Raw genomic sequence first — 15,603 nt, 5'->3', positions numbered from 1 at the left:
TATCGGCTCAATGCGACCGAAGATCGCTCTACCCTGACGGGCATGAGCCGGTTCGTGGACACGATGATGGCAACCGCTACGGGTGCCGGGGGACGGGCGCGGGGCATGACCACGGGGGAGCCGAACGCTCCGACCCGCCGGTCCTGGGCGGAGGTGCACCAGCAGGCCACCCGCATGGCCGGCGCACTCGTCGCGGGCGGGGTGGCGCGCGGCGAGTCGGTCGCGGTCCTCGCGGGCGACCCGGCCGAGATCGCGCCCGCCGTGCAGGCGGTGTGGCTGGCGGGCGGCAGCACGACCATGCTGCACCAGCCGACGGCCCGCACCGACCTGGGCGAGTGGGCCGCCGACACGTTGCGCGTGCTGAGCATGATCGGCGCGAAGCTGGTGCTGCTGGGCGCGCCGTTCGACGCGCTGTCGGGCGTGCTGGACGAGAACGGCGTGGCCTACCGCAGGCTGGCCGAGCTGGACGGCGAGCCGCTGGCCGCGCCGGTCGACGTCGACGAGGACATGCCCGCGCTGCTCCAGCTGACCAGCGGTTCCACCGCGGACCCGAAGGCCGTCCGCATCACGCACGGCAACCTGTGGTCCAACGCCAAGGCCATGGAGATCGCAGCCGAGCTCGACCCGGAGACCGACCGGATGGTCTCGTGGCTGCCGCTGTTCCACGACATGGGCATGGTCGGCTTCCTGACGGTGCCGATGCTGTTCGGCATCGACCTGGTCAAGGTCACGCCGGTCGACTTCCTCGGCCGGCCCACCCTGTGGCCGGACCTGATCAGCCGCTACCAGGGCACCATCACGGCCGCGCCGAACTTCGCCTACGCCATCGCGGCGCGCCGCATGAAGGGCGTGGACGACGGCGCGTTCGACCTGTCGAAGCTGCGGATCGCGCTCAACGGCGCCGAGCCCATCGACCCGGCCGCGGTGAAGATGTTCACCGACGCGGGCGAGCGGTTCGGGCTGCGGCCCGAGTGCGTGCTGTGCGCGTACGGCATGGCGGAGACGACGCTGGGCGTGGCGTTCGCGCCGGTGTTCACCGGCATCTCGGTCGACGTGGTGGACCCGGAGGAGCTGGAGGCCGGCCACCGCGCCGTGCCCGTGCCGCCGGACAGCCCGAACGCGCGGGCGTTCCCGCTGCTGGGGCCGCCGCTGCCGGGCCTGGAGGTGCAGGTGGTGGGCGGTGAGGGCAAGGTGCTCGGCGAGCGGGAGGTCGGGCAGCTGAGGGTGCGCGGCGAGGCCGTGACGCCCGGCTACCTCACCGTGAACGGCCCGCGCGACACCCAGGACGCCGAGGGCTGGCTGGACACCGGGGACGAGGGCTACGTGGTGGACGGCCAGGTCGTCGTGTGCGGGCGGCGCAAGGACGTGATCATCATGGGTGGCCGCAACATCTACCCCACGGACATCGAGCGCGCTGCGACGGCCGTGGAGGGCGTGCGCGCGGGCAACGCGGTGGCCGTGCGGTTGGACGCGGGCACGCGGCGGGAGCGGTTCGCCGTGGTCGTCGAGTCGAAGCTGGCGGGCGAGGACGACGCGGTGCGGGCGTTGAGCAAGGAGATCAGCGCCCGGGTCGTGGACGCGGTCGGCCTGCGGCCGTTCTCCGTGGTCGTGCTCAAGCCGGGCAGCCTGCCCAAGACCCCGTCCGGCAAACTGCGCCGCTCCGCCGCCGCGGCCCTGGTGCCCAGCGCGTGACATCGCCGGCGGCGCGGTCGGCTCGACCGCGCCGCCGGCGCGTCAGTGGAACTTGTTCTCAGTGGAACTTGTTCTGGGCCGCTTCCAGGCCCAGTTCGAGCAACGCCTCCACGGCGTCCGCCGTCCGGTCCAGTTCCAGGGCCAGTTGCTTGCGTTCGACCAGCGAGAAGTCGCGCAGCACGTAGTCGGCCGGGTCCATCCGGCCCGGCGGCCGGTCCACGCCGAACCGCACCCGGTGGTAGTCCTTGGTGCCCAGCGACTTGGTGATCGACCGCAGCCCGTTGTGGCCGTTCTCGCCGCCGCCGAGCTTGAGCCGCACCGTGCCGAACGGCAGGTCCAGCTCGTCGTGCACCACGATGATCGACGACGGCGGCGTCTTGTAGAACTTCGCCGTGCCCGCCACCGGGCCGCCAGAGGTGTTCATGTAGCCGCGCGGCTTCGCCAGCACGACCCGGCGGCCGGCCAACCGGCCCTCCACGACCTCGGCGCCGCCCTTGTGCGCCTTGAACTTCCCGCCCACGCGCGCGGCCAGCTCGTCCAGCACGAGGAAGCCGACGTTGTGCCGGTTGCCCTCGTACTTGGGGCCGGAGTTGCCCAGCCCGACGACCAGGGCGACGTCATCGACCACGGAACCGCAACTCCTGCTCAAGCTCGTCCAACAGGGCGTCCACCGCGCGGACCTGGTAGCCGCGCCGCAGCCCGGACGTGGTGGTGAACCGGGTGTGGCGCACCTCGCCGGAGGTCATCCGGCCCCGGCCGTCCAGCGTCGCGGCGGCCCGGCCGAGGAACGCGTCGACTTCGCCGCGATCGTAGCCGTTGGGCGAGCGGGGCAGCTTCACCGCCAGCAACGCCGCACCGGTCTGCAACGTGGTCGGCGGGACGTGCCCGGACCGCAGCTGGTGCTCGCACGCGGCCAGGAAGTCGTCCACGGCCCGCTGGTCGTAGCCGCCCGCGATCTCGGTGAACGCGATGGCGCGCACCTGGTCGGGGTGCAGCGGGGTGCGGCCGGCGAGCGAGTCGGCGATGCGCAGCACGAACGCGTCGACCTGCGCCGGGTCGTAGCCGCGACCGCGCTTGCGGGGGAACCGGGCCGCGCGGACCTGCGCCGGGCTCAGGAACGGCAACGGCACGCCACCCCAGCCGTGCGGCGGGGGAGGCGTGCCGTTCGAGTTGCCCGACGTGATGGGCTCAGCCTTCTTCGGTGGCCTCGGCGTCGGTGGCCTCACCGGTGTCGCCGTCCATCTCGGCGGCGGTCGGCGCGGCGTTCACCGCGAGGACCATCGCGTCGCCGTCGGTCACCAGGGTGGTGCCGGCGGGCAGCGCCAGGTCGGAGGCGTGCACCTGGGTGCCCGCGGCCAGACCGGCGATCGAGTACTCGACCTGCTCGGGGATGTTCAGCGCGTCGGCCTCCACCTGGATGGTGGTGAGGTCCTGGGTGAGCAGGGTCGCCGGGGCGACCTCGCCGGTGAGCACGATCGGCACCTCGACGGTGACCTTCTCGCCCCGCTGCACGAGCAGCAGGTCGACGTGCTCGATGTAGTTCTTGATGGGGTGCGTGGTGACGGTCTTGGTCAGCGCCAGCTCGGTGGAGGACTCGATGTCCAGCGTGAGAACTGCGTTCTGACCGTGCTCACGGACGACACGGGCGAACTCCAGCGCCGGCAGGGCCAGGTGCTTCGGGTCGGAACCGTGGCCATAGAGCACCGCGGGGATCTTGCCGGCGCGGCGGGTGCGGCGGGCGGCGCCCTTGCCGAACTCGGTGCGCTGCTCTGCGGCGAGACGGACCTCGGACACGGTGGGGCTCTCCTAACGGTCTGGCCTGGTAAACGTCGGCGGGTGCGTCGGGCGGGGCTAAGCGGGGGTTGGCCTGCGGCGGCGGGCGGCGCGGAGGGTGAACACGCGCGGCATCACAACCGCCGCGTCGATCACGCCGAGCGTGATGCTCGCCCTCGCCGAGGCAACCTGGCCAGTGTAGGCCCGACGGCCGGACTCGGCCTAATCGGGGGTTGTTCTCTCCTCGTTGCCGCCGAACGTGGCCTCGACGCGGGCGATGGCCGCCAGTTCGGCGATGATCGCTTCAAGAGCCACCGGCGTCATCCTGCGCAGCGAGTCGAGCGCGTCCGGCCAGGTCGGTGCGACGAGTATCCGCGCCGTCAGCCGCCGCCCCGGACCCTCTGGGAGCTCGACCGCGAACCGCGCGGCACCGAACGGGAGACGGTCGGTCGGCACCGAGTCGAGCACGTGGCCGGCGCGCTCCCGCTCACCATGGGCCAGCAGGTCGGACACAATCTTGCCCACGGCCGAAGTCCGTCGAGACGCCGAGTCGATCGACCGGACGACGGTCGCCGCGTGATCGAATCGCCGTGCGGCCAGGGCGGTGTAGACCAGGTTCTCCAGCGCGCTGTCCCGACGTTCGGTGTCGTCGATCGCGAACGCGACGGCCTCGGCGCGGGCCGACAACCGGCGTACACGCTCGGTCTCGCCAGCGCCGACCAGGGCCCGCACGACGTCGACGACGATCCGGCCCTCGTCCATCGGGGACAAGGCGAGTCCTTCCGCCCGGTCCAGGTGGTCGGCGGCGATCAAGGCCCTCGCCACCTTGCCGACGGCCGACGACCATCCGACACCCAGGGCGACCGCCAACGCCTCGGCCCGGTCGAAATCACCCTCGGCGAGCGCCAGGTCGACCTTGAGCGAACGCATCCACGTCTCGTCGCTCCGATGGGGCAGGGAGGTGATCGCATCTCTTGCCCGTGCGACCTCGCCCGCGTGGAGCAGCGCCGTCACCAGCCGGGAGATCGTGTTCGACTGCCGAGTGGGGTGGCGGATGCGGAACGCGAGCGGTATCGCCCGGTCGAATGCCCTCCCGAGCACCAACTCCTGGACCAGCCACGTCAGCGCCTCGTCGGGATCAGCTACGTCGGGTGACCAGAAGGCGATCAGCGCCGCCCGGTCGAGGTCCCCGGCGTCGACCGCGGCGCGGATCGAGGCGATAACCCGATGGCGCACCCGCTCGAGCGTCGGCCACGGCGTCGTTGGAGACGGCGGACGATGCCCGGTGACGTCGTCGGCGGGCATCGTCCGAACGTGGGAATCGACGATCCGGCGCAGGAGTATCCGCCTCGTCCCGTCGTCCACGCCCCCCAGCGTCGTGGCGAACCCATGGAGCTCCACGGCGCGATCATCCGGTTCGAGTACCAGTCCCGCGCGGAGCGCCGCCCTGCGTGAGCGATTCAAATCGTGGTCGATCCAGGCCACCGCCGCCACACTGACCAGGGCCCTGATGCGCACGTTCGGCTCGGTGACGGCATCGGCGAGGGTCTCGGCCCGGTCGAGGTCACCGTTCGAAGCGGTCGCCTCGATCACCCGGACGAGGACATCGTGCGGTCGGGAGCTGTCGGCTCGGGCGAGCGTCACGGCCTGCCGCACCGTGGCCTCCGCGCGGGCCTGGTCACCGGCTGCTGCCGCCGCCACAGCCACGTCACCGAGCGCCGTGCTTCGAGGCCCCGCGTTCTGGATCGAACGGGCGATCGACAGCGCCAGACCGGCGTCACCGCCCGCCACGAGGGCCCGCACCACGTGCGCGGCGGCCTGGCTGCGAATGAAAGGATCTGCGATCGAATCCGCCACGGCCCGGGCGCGGTCCAGGTCGCCGAGGGCGATCGCCGCGTCGGCCAGCACGCGCAATGCCCAGCCTGCGTGGTGCGTGTCCGGAACGGCGTGCGCGACTTCGTGCGCCCGCGAGAACACCCGGTCGACCCTGGCATGATCACCCACTGCGACCGCCGTGCGCACCACCTGCACCAGCGCTTGACCGTGGCGGACCAAGTGCGTGCCGTTGAAGTCGAGCACCGCCTCGGCCCGATCGAGCACAGACCCGATCTCCCGGACATCGCCTACCGCGACCAGGGCGTCGACCACTGCGCCCAGTGCCCTGGTCAAGTGCCTGACCTCGGTCATCCGATCAACCACGGCGCGCGCCAAGTCCAGGTCGCCGGCGGCGATCGCGGTGTCGACCACGGCGACGAACACCCGGTCGCGGTCGAGTACGGCAACCCACGGCCCGTAGCTGAGGGCTTCGGGCTTGGGGCTCGTGGCGTCCGCCGCCTCCAAGGCATCACCAAGGAGCACCAGGGTATGGCCCGGATCGGTGCGGACCTGAGCGCGGGCGATGCGGACCAGCATCTCGCCACGCGCCGCGCCGTCAGTGATCAGCCGGGACAGGGCTTCCGCGCGGTCGAAGTCGTCGTGCCGCAGCAGGGCCCAGACCACGGCGTTCAGCGCCCGTCCCTGGGCGGTGGGATCGGTGATCGGCACCGCGAGCGCCGCCGCGCGGTCGAGGTCACCAGCCGCGATCGCGGCCTCAGCGGCGATTCGCAGCGCGTCACCCCGTCGGCCGACATCCTCGATGGACCGCGCCACGGCCACCGTCCGGTCGAGGTCCCCGTAGGCGAGGCCCGCCGCGACCGTCCACGATGCCCGATCACGCCACCAACTGCTTTCGATCACCTCCATCAGCGCTTCGGCGCGGTGAGCGTCGCCCGTGCGGATCGCGCACCGGACCAGCGACGCCATCACTTGGTCCCGATACCCGAGGTCCTTGATCGACCGGAACGACGTCTCCGCACGGTGGCAGAGCTCCCGCGCGGCGGCGAGGTCGCCGCGCTCGACGAGTGCCGCGACGACGGCCTCCACCGCCTGCGAGTAGCGCCAGACGCCGTGGATGGTGGAGGCGAGTTCGATCGCGCGATCGAGGTCGCCGAGCCCGATTACCGACTGCACGACACCGAGCAGCGCGTGATCGCGCTGGTCGTGGCCGGGGATTGAGTTCGCCAACGCTTCGGCGCGGTCGACCAGGCCGATCTGGGCCGTCACGGCGGGCAGGTGGAGTGGCAGTGCGGTGTTGCGGTCCGTCAGGCGGTCGCGGTGGACGGCGAGGCGGCTCAGCGCGACGAGGTCGGACGTCGGGTCGGCGAGCAGGGTGTCCTGCGCGGTTGTGATCTCGGCCATGGCTGCCGCGTCACCACCGGACACGTCCAGGAGCAGGTCGTGGCGGGCCGCGTCGGTGGCGCACCCGACCATGCGCGGCAGGTCGCCGGTCGCGGTGAGCATCGAATAGTAGCCGCGCAGCAGGTACTGCGGGCTTCCGGCAGGCCAGCCGCGGGCGCGGTAGGCGTCCGCCCAATGGTGCAGGCGGTCGCGGTACCCAGCCAGTCGCGGACCGAGCATGGTGACAGCCGTCATGTGCAGGTCCTCGTGGCCGAGCAGGTAGACCTCCGGTGACCGGCCCGGCTCGTAATGAGCGTCGCGCCTGCGGAAGCTGCGGCCCGTCACGGTGCGCAGGTGGTCGTCCACATTCCACACCGACCAGTCCGTCAGCTCCGCCAGGTCGGGTGCGGTGAGGCCGCCGCCCGCCGCGGCGAGCAGGCCGAGCAGAGCCTGTTCGGTCGGCGAGCCGTGCAGGAGGCGCTTGAGTTCGCGCTCCATGTCGGCGCGTTCCGCCTGCGCCGCTCGTGAGCCGGCCAGTGACCGGACGATGGCCGGGTCCCGGAGCGGGTGGTGGTCCGGGACGTCTGCGGGAATCGGTGGGTCCGGGCGGCCGGCGACGATCACGCGCAGGTCCGCCGGCGGGTCGACCGGCAGCAGCGCGGCGATGCTGTGGGCGTCCGGGCCGGTCGTGACGCCCCGATCCTCGTCCAGGCCGTCCACCAGCAGCACGAAGTGTTCGCCACGGTCCCGGCACGCACCCGCAGCTTCGGCCAGTAGGCCGAGCAGGTGAGCCTCACGGGTCGCCTCGGTCAGCAGCGGCGGGAGGTCCTGGCCGAGGATGGTGACGAGTTGCTCCAGGACGTTCTCGATGAACGCGGTCCGGTCGTTCTGCGCGGCCAGGCGGGCGGTGATGAAGAACGACACCACGCGCACACCCGGCGGCGGGTCGAGGACGAACGTCGACATCAGCGCCGACTTGCCCGACCAGGCCGCCGCTCGTACCCAGCGGTAGGTGCCGGCGGTCGACGGGGAGGTGCAGAACGAAGCGAGGTCGGCCAACTCCGCCTCGCGGCCGATCAACTCGGGTGGTGCGATCCGCCGCACTTGCTCCCGGTACCGGGTCCTTACCGGCGCGCCGGTCACCAGGTTCACGTCGCCGTGCACGACGCCGATTTGGGCGAGGGACCCGTGCACCGAGCCTGACACGGAGTTGGACGACGAAGGGCCCGGCACGTCGCGCGTGCCGGGCCCTTCGGGGTCGAGCGCCATCCGGGAATCATCCCGCATGACGCGTCGGGTGTCAGGCGTTGCCGTCGAACAGGGAGGTCACCGAGCCGTCCTCGAAGACCTCCTGGATCACGCGGGCCAGCAGGGGGGCGATCGGGAGGACGGTCATCGCGTCGAAGCGCTTCTCGGCCGGGATCGGCAGGGTGTCGGTGAAGACGACCTCGCGGGCGCCGCAGTCGCGCAGCCGCTCCACGGCCGGGCCGGAGAGGACCGGGTGGGTGGCGGCGATGACGACGTCCGACGCGCCCTCGGCGAGGAGCTGGTCCACCGCCTTGGTGATCGTGCCGCCGGTGTCGATCATGTCGTCGATGACGACGCACAGCCGGCCCTCGACCTGGCCGACGACCCGGTTGGCGACGACCTCGTTCGGCCGCAGCGGGTCGCGGGTCTTGTGGATGAACGCGATCGGGCAGCCGCCGAGGGTGTCCGCCCACTTCTCGGCCAGCTTGGTGCGGCCCGCGTCGGGGGAGACGACGGTGATGTCGCGGCCCGCGTACTTCTCCTTGATGTGCTCGGCCAGCAGCGGCATGGCCCAGAGGTGGTCCACGGGACCGTCGAAGAAGCCCTGGATCTGGGCGGTGTGCAGGTCGACGGCCACCAGGCGGTCCGCGCCGGCGGTCTTGAACAGGTCGGCGACCAGGCGGGCCGAGATCGGCTCGCGCCCGCGGTGCTTCTTGTCCTGCCGCGCGTACGGGTAGAACGGCATGATCACGGTGATGCGCTTCGCGGACGCGCGCTTCAGCGCGTCCACCATGATCAGCTGCTCCATCAGCCACTGGTTGATGGGGGCGCAGTGCGACTGGATGACGAACGCGTCGCAGCCGCGCACGCTCTCCTCGAACCGCACGAAGATCTCGCCGTTGGCGAAGTCGTACGCCGACTGCGGGGTCACCGACACGTTCAGGTGCTTGGCCACCTGCTCGGTCAGCTCGGGGTAGGCCCGCCCGCCGAAGAGCATCAGGTTCTTCTTGGGTGTCCCGGCCATCGTGGGGTTCACGTCAGCGCCCTTCATCGGTTGTGCCTGCATTCTCGGGCGTCAGAGCGCGCTCCGCCGCTTCGGCCGAAGGCGTGCCCGCGCGGCGGGACACCACCCATCCGTCCAGGTTCCGCTGCGGACCGCCGGACACGGCCAGCGCGCCGGGCGGCACGTCGCGCCGCACCACGGTCCCCGCACCGGTGTACGCGCCGTCGCCCACGGTGACCGGGGCGACGAACATGTTGTCCGAACCGGTGCGGCAGTAGGACCCGATCGTGGTCCGGTGCTTGTTCACGCCGTCGTAGTTGACCGTGACGCTGGCCGCGCCGATGTTGGAGTGCTCGCCGATGGTGGTGTCGCCGATGTAGCTCAGATGCGGCACCTTGCTGCCCGCGCCGATGTCGGAGTTCTTCGTCTCCACGAAGGTTCCGATCTTCCCGCGCTCGCCGAGCCGGGTCCCCGGCCGCAGGTACGCGAACGGGCCGACGGTCGCGCCGGGGCCGATCTCCGAGCCCGAGCCGTGCGTGCGGACCACGGTCGCGCCCGCGCCGACCACGCACGCCGACAGCGTGGTGTCGGGCCCGACGACCGCGCCCTCGCCGACCGCGGTGCCCGCCTTGAGCTGCACGTTCGGCTCCAGCAGCACGTCGCGCTCCAGCCGCACGTCGGCGTCCAGCCAGGTCGTGGCCGGGTCGACCACGGTGACGCCCGCGCGCATCGCCCGCTCCACGAGCCGGCGGTTGAGCTCCGCGCCCAGCCGGGCCAGCTGCACGCGGTCGTTCACGCCCTCGACCAGCCAGGCGTCGTCGGTGACGAGCGCGCCCACGCGCCGCCCGTCGCCGCGCGCGATGGTCAGCACGTCGGTCAGGTACAGCTCGCCCTGGGCGTTGTCGGTGGACAGCCGGGAGAGCCCGTCGCGCAGCACGGCCGCGTCGAACGCGTACACCCCCGAGTTGATCTCGGTGATCCCCCGCTGCTCGGGCGTGGCGTCCTTCTGCTCCACGATGCCCTCGACCGAGCCGTCCGCGGACCGCACGATGCGCCCGTACCCGGTGGGGTCGGCCACCACGGCGGTCAGCACGGTGACGGCGTTGCCGCGCGCGCCGTGCTCGGCCAGCAGCCCGCGCAGCGTGTCGGCGTCCAGCAGCGGCACGTCGCCGTAGGTGACGACGACCGTGCCGCCGAGGTCGTCGGGCAGTTCGGCCAGGCCGCAGCCGACCGCGTGCCCGGTGCCCTTCTGCTCCTCCTGCACCGCCACGGTGACCTTGCGGTCCAGGGCGGTGGACAGGCTGTCGAGGTGGTCGGCGACCGCGGCGCGGCCGTGGCCGACCACGACGGCGAGGTGGTCGGGCTCGGTCCCGGCGGCGGCGCGCACGGCGTGCTCCACCAGGGAACGACCGGCGATGCGGTGCAACACCTTCGGGGTGGCTGAGCGCATGCGGGTGCCTTCACCCGCTGCGAGGACGATCGTGCTGACTGGGGTGGGGACACCCTCGAGCATCAGCGCTCTCCCTAGCTGAGTGCGTGCCTTCAGCGGGAGGGGCCTGGCTTCCCGCCAGGTGCCGATACTAAGCCTCCGAGGAGGGCTCGACTTCCACGGCCGCAACCTGGCAGCCACCTCGCCGCTTCGCCACGTACATCGCCGAGTCGGCCCGGGCCAGCGCCGCGTGCGCCGCCTCGCGGGGCCGCACGGAGATCACGCCCACCGACAGCGTCACCCCCCTGGACAGGTCGGAAGGCAGTGCGGCGACGGCATCCACGGCCCGGGCGAGGGCCGCCTCGGCGGCGTGCAGGGGCGCTCCGGGCAGCAGCACGACGAACTCGTCGCCGCCGTAGCGGGCCACCAGGTCGTCACCCCGCAACGCCTGGCGCAGTGTGCTCGCAATCACGCGCAGGACGTCGTCACCCTCGGCGTGCGAGTGCTTGTCGTTGACGACCTTGAACCCGTCGAGGTCGACCAGCGCGATGGCCATCGGGTGGGTCTGGGCGTTGATCAGCGCGGCCAGCCGGTCGTCCAGCGCGCGCCGGTTCGGCAGGCCGGTCAGCGGGTCCTGCAACGCCTGCTGCGCGATCGCGCCGTGCGCCCGGGTCAGCCGCTCGTGGTCGCGCCGGGTGAGCAGGGTGGCGGTGCGGGCCTCCTGCATCAGCCACAGCTCCACCTCCAGCGCGTTGGCGTAGGTCTGCAACGCCGAGATGGTGCGCTCGCCGTGCGGGCCGGACATCCGGGCGTACTCGCGGGTCAGGCACAGCATCAGGGTCGGCTCGGAGGTGTCGTGCTCCAGCCGGTCGCGGGCGTCGTGCAGCACCTGGAGCGCCTGCTGCGGCAGCTCCTCCATCTCCAGGCAGCGGGCCAGCGCGATCGACACGATGATCAGCTCGCGGGCGTACATGGACAGTTCGCGCAGCGTCCACAGCCGCGCGATGTGCTCCGCGCCGGGCTTGGCCAGCGCGTGCGCCGCGCCGATCACCGGCACCTGCTCGGCGGCGCTGCGGTCGCGCCGGCCGGGGTGCAGCGACTCGCGGAACGGGCCCTCGACGGCGGTGGCGATGGCCGACGCGGTGGCGAACCGCTCGCACGCCTCGTCGAAGTTGTCCACCCGCTCCAGCCGCAGGCCCCAGCCGATCAGCAGCCGGGCCCGGTTGACCAGGTGCACGTAGATCTGGTGCGGGTTGGCGCTGTCCCGGATCGCGTTGTGCGCCCGCGCCAGCACCTCGTCGGCCATCTCGTAGACGCCGAGCTGGGTGAGCACGAGCCCGGTGGACTGCAACGCCGACGCCAGCAACCGGTCCCACGTGCGCTTGTCCAGCATCGGGTCGGGGGTGAGGTCCTCCTCCAGCATCGCCAGGCCGCTGGCGACCTCGGTCAACGCCCGGTCCTCGAACCCGCCGAGCAGGTAGCGCCGCCCGCGCAGGGCGTGCGCCTCGGCCTCCAGCACCAGCAGGCCGTGCCGGCGGCAGTGCGCCAGCATCTCGTCCAGCACGGAGTCGGACAGGTCGACCAGACCGGGTGTCACGATCCGGACCACGGCCGCCGCGCGCAGCAGCTGGCCGACGATCCGCGGCTCGCCGCGCCCCTGCGCCTCGGCCAGGATCTCGTCCACCTCGTGCGCCGCGTCGAGCTGGTCGGACAGGTGGCTGCTCTGGGCCACGGCCACGAGCTCACTCGCGCGGCCGACCAGCCACGCGTCGGACATCTCGTGGAGCGCCGGCGCCACGTTGTCCTGCTCGTCGACCGCTTCCTCGTGCAGCGACTCACACCCCCATGCAGACGCAGGGCGGCCGGGACCTTCGTGGCCCGGCCTCCTCGCTCCGCCACCAGGATTCGAACCTGGACCATCGGAACCAAAATCCGAGGTGCTGCCTTTACACCATGGCGGAACGGTCGGGGCTCGCCCCGACCGCGCGAACACATGTTGTCACGAGTGACCCTCGGAGGTCAGCACCACCACTCAAGTGGCGGCAACCACACCGTGACTCGATCATGACACTGCGTGTTGTCGCAGGTCAAGTGCATGCTTGGCGTGGCCCGCATCACGGCCGGGTGAACTCCGCGCGGCTCCGGGCCGACGGTCGGCGGTCCCGCACACGGGCCGGGCGACCCCTCTCCGGCACGATTTCGGGCAAAACAATCACCCGCTTAACTACATGGCGTAGTCGGTCGGGCACGGCCGGGTGGACACCTCCGGACCTCACCGGACCCCGTCGACCGAGTCGAGGAAATCGGTCAGCGCCCGGTCGTAGGACTCCGGGTCGACGTTCCACGCCGCCGTGTGCTCCGCCGCCGGCACCTCCACGTACCGCAGGGGCCAGTCGAGCCGGTCCGCCGCGGCGGCCAGCTCCCGCGACGCCTGCACCGGCACGGTGCCGTCCGCGCCGCCGTGGAACAGCAGCGTCGGCGGCCGGTGCGCGGGCGGGTTGGCCAGCAGGTCGAACCGGGGGAACTCCAGGTCCACCCGCCAGTCCGAGACCAGCTCCGCGATCGGCACCAGCTGCTCGGGCACGCCCCGGTTGCGCGACTGGAGCTCCAGCGTCTTCGTCCAGCTCACCACGGGCGCGTCCAGCACCGCGGCGACCACGTCGCCCGCCAGGTCGGACCGGCCCAGGAACTGGCCGACGATGGCGCCGCCCATGGACCAGCCGTAGAGCACGACGTTGCGCGCGCCGTGGTCGCGGGCGTACCGCACGGCCGCCTCGACGTCGCGCCACTCCGTGTCGCCCAGGTGGTAGAGCCCGTCCGGGGATCGGGGCGCGCCGTCGTCATTGCGGTAGGTCACGGCCAGAACGGGTAGTCCCAGGGTGTGCAGAGCAGGCATGACCCGCAGCGCCTCGGCCCTGGTGCCACCCCGACCGTGGACGGCGACGACCCAAGTGGAGGACGTCGCCGGGACCAGCCACGCCGGAGCGTCACCCAGTTCGGTCGGAATTCGCACTTCCGTGTACTCCAGGTCGAGTGCCGTGGCCGGGTCGGTGCGCCAGACGGACGTCTCCAACCGCACCATCGTGCCGTCGGCGGGCGCCGTGCCCTGCAACTCGCGCACCACCGTGCCCTCCGACCGGTGGGTCACCGGGCCGACTTTCGCGCCCCCGTCCGGCCAGACGAGACCCCACGTGCCCGGGAGCACTGTGACCCTGGACTCCGCCAGCGAGACGGTCCCGGAAGCCGACGAGGTGACCGTGTCGCGGTACCCCGGACGCGCGTTCTCAGGTTCGAGCAGCTCGCCGCTGTAGTACCAGCCGAACCCCAGCAGACCGCCGCTGAGCAGCAGTAACACCACCGCGAACGTGACGAGCGCGATGCGCAGCCGGCGGTGTCGGCGAACGGTCGGTGACCCCATCACCGAATGATGCCCCGGCGTTGATCGACTCGCCCGACTTCCTGAGAAGACGCCATGACTTTGGCTCCGGCTATGGCGGCACGACGTTCACCTAACTTACGCTTCCGTAAGTTACGGTTCCGTAGGTAGTCCCGATACACAACGAGGTACATGTATGACCAGCACCCTTGAGAGCAGGTCCACGCCGCAGGGTCCTGAGGATCGCGGACCCAAGCCGATGATCGAAGGACGACGCGGTCACGCTGAGCAGTTCGGCGTGTACGTGTTCGTCATCGTGCCGTTCCTGGCTCTGCTCGCGGCAGTTCCGCTCGCCTGGGGGTGGGGGCTGGGCTGGGTCGACGTGGCGCTGTTCGTGGCGTTCTACTACCTGGCCGGCCTCGGCGTGACGGTGGGCTTCCACCGCTACTTCACGCACGGCTCGTTCAAGGCCAACCGCGCGCTCAAGATCGGCCTGGCGATCGCGGGCATGATGGCGCTTCAGGGCCCGGTCATCGTCTGGGTCGCCGACCACCGCCGCCACCACGCGTTCTCCGACCGCGAGGGCGACCCGCACTCGCCGTGGCTGTTCGGCAGCGGCCCGGTCGCGCTCGCCAAGGGTTTCTGGCACGCCCACATGGGCTGGCTGTTCGACCGCGACAAGACCAACGCGCAGCGCTTCGCCCCCGACCTGCTGGCCGACGAGGACCTCGTCAAGGTCGACAAGCTGTTCCCGCTGTGGACCGCGATCAGCCTGCTCGCGCCCGCCGTGCTCGGCGGTCTGATCACCATGTCGTGGTCCGGCGCGCTGTCGGCGTTCTTCTGGGCGGGCCTGGTCCGGGTGGCGTTCCTGCACCACGTGACGTGGTCGGTCAACTCGATCTGCCACATGGTGGGCGACCGCCCGTTCGCCGCGCGTGACCGTTCCGCGAACGTGTGGGCGCTGGCGATCCTGAGCTTCGGCGAGTCGTGGCACAACCTGCACCACGCCGACCCGACCTGCGCGCGCCACGGCGTCAAGCGCGGTCAGATCGACACGTCCGCGCGGGTGATCTGGATGTTCGAGAAGTTCGGCTGGGCGACCAGCGTGCGCTGGCCGAACCAGCAGCGCCTCGCGCGCATCAGCGCCAAGAAGTAAGCGGTCGGACGAGTTGTCGCCTGCCCCTCGCGCCTCACGCGGGGGGCAGGCGTTTAGGGTGGTCTGGGTGGCGGGGAGACGGCGCGGCGACGAGACACCGGTGCCGCGCGTGCGGATGACGGGCAAGGAGCGGCGCGAGCAACTGCTCGACGTGGCCCGCGCGTTGTTCGCGGAGAAGGGCTTCGAGGTCACCTCCATCGAGGAGATCGCGCACCGGGCGGGCGTGTCCAAGCCCGTGGTCTACGAGCACTTCGGCGGCAAGGAAGGCATCTACGCCGTCGTGGTGGACCGCGAGATGCAGTACCTGATGGACCACATCGTCAACGCGCTGTCCGGCGGGCACCCGCGCGAGCTGCTGGAGCAGGCGGCGTGCGCGCTGCTGGACTACATCGAGGGCTCGACCGACGGCTTCCGCATCCTCGTGCGCGACTCGCCCGTGGCGTCGTCCACCGGCACGTTCTCGTCGTTGCTCAACGACATCGCCTCCCAGGTGGAGTCGATCCTGGGGCTGCACTTCTCGCGCCAGGGCTACGACCGCAAGCTGGCCGCCCTCTACTCCCAGGCGCTCGTCGGCATGGTGGCGCTGACCGGCCAGTGGTGGCTGGAGGTCCGCAAGCCGAAGAAGGACGAGGTCGCCGCCCACCTGGTCAACCTGGCCTGGAAGGGCCTGTCCCACATGGACCACAAACCCCGCCTCCGCACCCGCTGAC

The 15,603-nt window shown here is 71.6% G+C and carries 11 protein-coding genes and 1 tRNA gene; 3 read left to right on the top strand and 9 right to left on the bottom strand.

Annotation, left to right across the window (positions count from 1 at the left end):
* Window positions 1-42 precede the first annotated feature (42 nt).
* The gene (locus ACIQMJ_RS01580) at window positions 43-1,692 is read left to right on the top strand and encodes a fatty acyl-AMP ligase (protein ID WP_499759072.1); all 1,650 of its coding nucleotides are present in this window, start codon (window positions 43-45) and stop codon (window positions 1,690-1,692) included.
* A 58-nt stretch (window positions 1,693-1,750) separates the two neighbouring features.
* Here the strand turns inward: ACIQMJ_RS01580 and pth are convergent, their stop codons facing one another.
* The 9 genes from pth to ACIQMJ_RS01535 all read right to left on the bottom strand — a co-directional run bounded on the left by pth (window position 1,751) and on the right by ACIQMJ_RS01535 (window position 13,779).
* Window positions 1,751-2,320 (bottom strand): aminoacyl-tRNA hydrolase, encoded by a 570-nt coding sequence (gene pth / locus ACIQMJ_RS01575; RefSeq protein WP_141979223.1) that lies wholly within the window; start codon window positions 2,318-2,320, stop codon window positions 1,751-1,753.
* On the bottom strand, window positions 2,310-2,822 hold the full coding sequence (locus ACIQMJ_RS01570) for a DivIVA domain-containing protein (RefSeq protein WP_499759071.1): 513 nt from the start codon (window positions 2,820-2,822) through the stop codon (window positions 2,310-2,312). The genes pth and ACIQMJ_RS01570 overlap by 11 nt, the downstream gene beginning before the upstream one ends.
* Before the next feature lie 58 nt (window positions 2,823-2,880).
* Entirely contained in the window at window positions 2,881-3,486 is a 606-nt protein-coding gene (locus tag ACIQMJ_RS01565; RefSeq protein WP_499759070.1) for a 50S ribosomal protein L25/general stress protein Ctc, read from the bottom strand.
* 201 nt (window positions 3,487-3,687) lie between these two features.
* Window positions 3,688-7,824, bottom strand: coding sequence for a hypothetical protein (locus ACIQMJ_RS01560; RefSeq protein WP_499759069.1), 4,137 nt, complete (start codon window positions 7,822-7,824; stop codon window positions 3,688-3,690).
* Window positions 7,825-7,981: 157 nt separating this feature from the next.
* Window positions 7,982-8,953 carry a ribose-phosphate diphosphokinase gene (locus ACIQMJ_RS01555; RefSeq protein WP_499760227.1) on the bottom strand — a complete coding sequence of 324 codons (972 nt, stop codon included), beginning with the start codon at window positions 8,951-8,953 and terminating at the stop codon, window positions 7,982-7,984.
* 13 nt (window positions 8,954-8,966) lie between these two features.
* Window positions 8,967-10,445: a bifunctional UDP-N-acetylglucosamine diphosphorylase/glucosamine-1-phosphate N-acetyltransferase GlmU gene (gene glmU / locus ACIQMJ_RS01550; protein ID WP_499759068.1), complete on the bottom strand. Its 1,479-nt coding sequence runs from the start codon at window positions 10,443-10,445 to the stop codon at window positions 8,967-8,969.
* 67 nt (window positions 10,446-10,512) lie between these two features.
* Entirely contained in the window at window positions 10,513-12,159 is a 1,647-nt protein-coding gene (locus ACIQMJ_RS01545; protein ID WP_499759067.1) for a GGDEF domain-containing protein, read from the bottom strand.
* Between the two features lie 92 nt (window positions 12,160-12,251).
* A tRNA-Gln gene (locus tag ACIQMJ_RS01540) sits at window positions 12,252-12,322 on the bottom strand.
* A 311-nt stretch (window positions 12,323-12,633) separates the two neighbouring features.
* Window positions 12,634-13,779, bottom strand: a complete 1,146-nt coding sequence (locus ACIQMJ_RS01535; protein WP_499759066.1) for an alpha/beta hydrolase family protein — start codon at window positions 13,777-13,779, stop codon at window positions 12,634-12,636.
* A 154-nt stretch (window positions 13,780-13,933) separates the two neighbouring features.
* Here ACIQMJ_RS01535 and ACIQMJ_RS01530 point away from each other — a divergent pair, with 154 nt between their 5' ends.
* Together ACIQMJ_RS01530 and ACIQMJ_RS01525 are read left to right on the top strand one after the other, a co-directional pair.
* Entirely contained in the window at window positions 13,934-14,893 is a 960-nt protein-coding gene (locus tag ACIQMJ_RS01530) for an acyl-CoA desaturase (RefSeq protein WP_499759065.1), read from the top strand.
* A gap of 115 nt (window positions 14,894-15,008) precedes the next feature.
* Entirely contained in the window at window positions 15,009-15,602 is a 594-nt protein-coding gene (locus ACIQMJ_RS01525) for a TetR/AcrR family transcriptional regulator (RefSeq protein ID WP_053719425.1), read from the top strand.
* Window position 15,603: the final 1 nt, after the last annotated feature.

This window comes from Actinosynnema sp. NPDC091369 (assembly GCF_044757065.1).
Classification (GTDB): domain Bacteria; phylum Actinomycetota; class Actinomycetes; order Mycobacteriales; family Pseudonocardiaceae; genus Actinosynnema.
Note: the sequence above shows the minus strand (reverse complement) of the source record. Positions and strands in the feature narration are given on the sequence as shown.

Bases quoted from the DNA above. Each gene is read 5' to 3' on its own strand.
- ACIQMJ_RS01535 (WP_499759066.1), bottom strand. From the start codon at position 13,779: ATGGGGTCACCGACCGTTCGCCGACACCGCCGGCTGCGCATCGCGCTC.
- ACIQMJ_RS01580 (WP_499759072.1), top strand. From the start codon at position 43: ATGAGCCGGTTCGTGGACACGATGATGGCAACCGCTACGGGTGCCGGG.
- ACIQMJ_RS01525 (WP_053719425.1), top strand. From the start codon at position 15,009: ATGACGGGCAAGGAGCGGCGCGAGCAACTGCTCGACGTGGCCCGCGCG.
- ACIQMJ_RS01555 (WP_499760227.1), bottom strand. From the start codon at position 8,953: ATGGCCGGGACACCCAAGAAGAACCTGATGCTCTTCGGCGGGCGGGCC.
- glmU (WP_499759068.1), bottom strand. From the start codon at position 10,445: ATGCTCGAGGGTGTCCCCACCCCAGTCAGCACGATCGTCCTCGCAGCG.
- ACIQMJ_RS01530 (WP_499759065.1), top strand. From the start codon at position 13,934: ATGACCAGCACCCTTGAGAGCAGGTCCACGCCGCAGGGTCCTGAGGAT.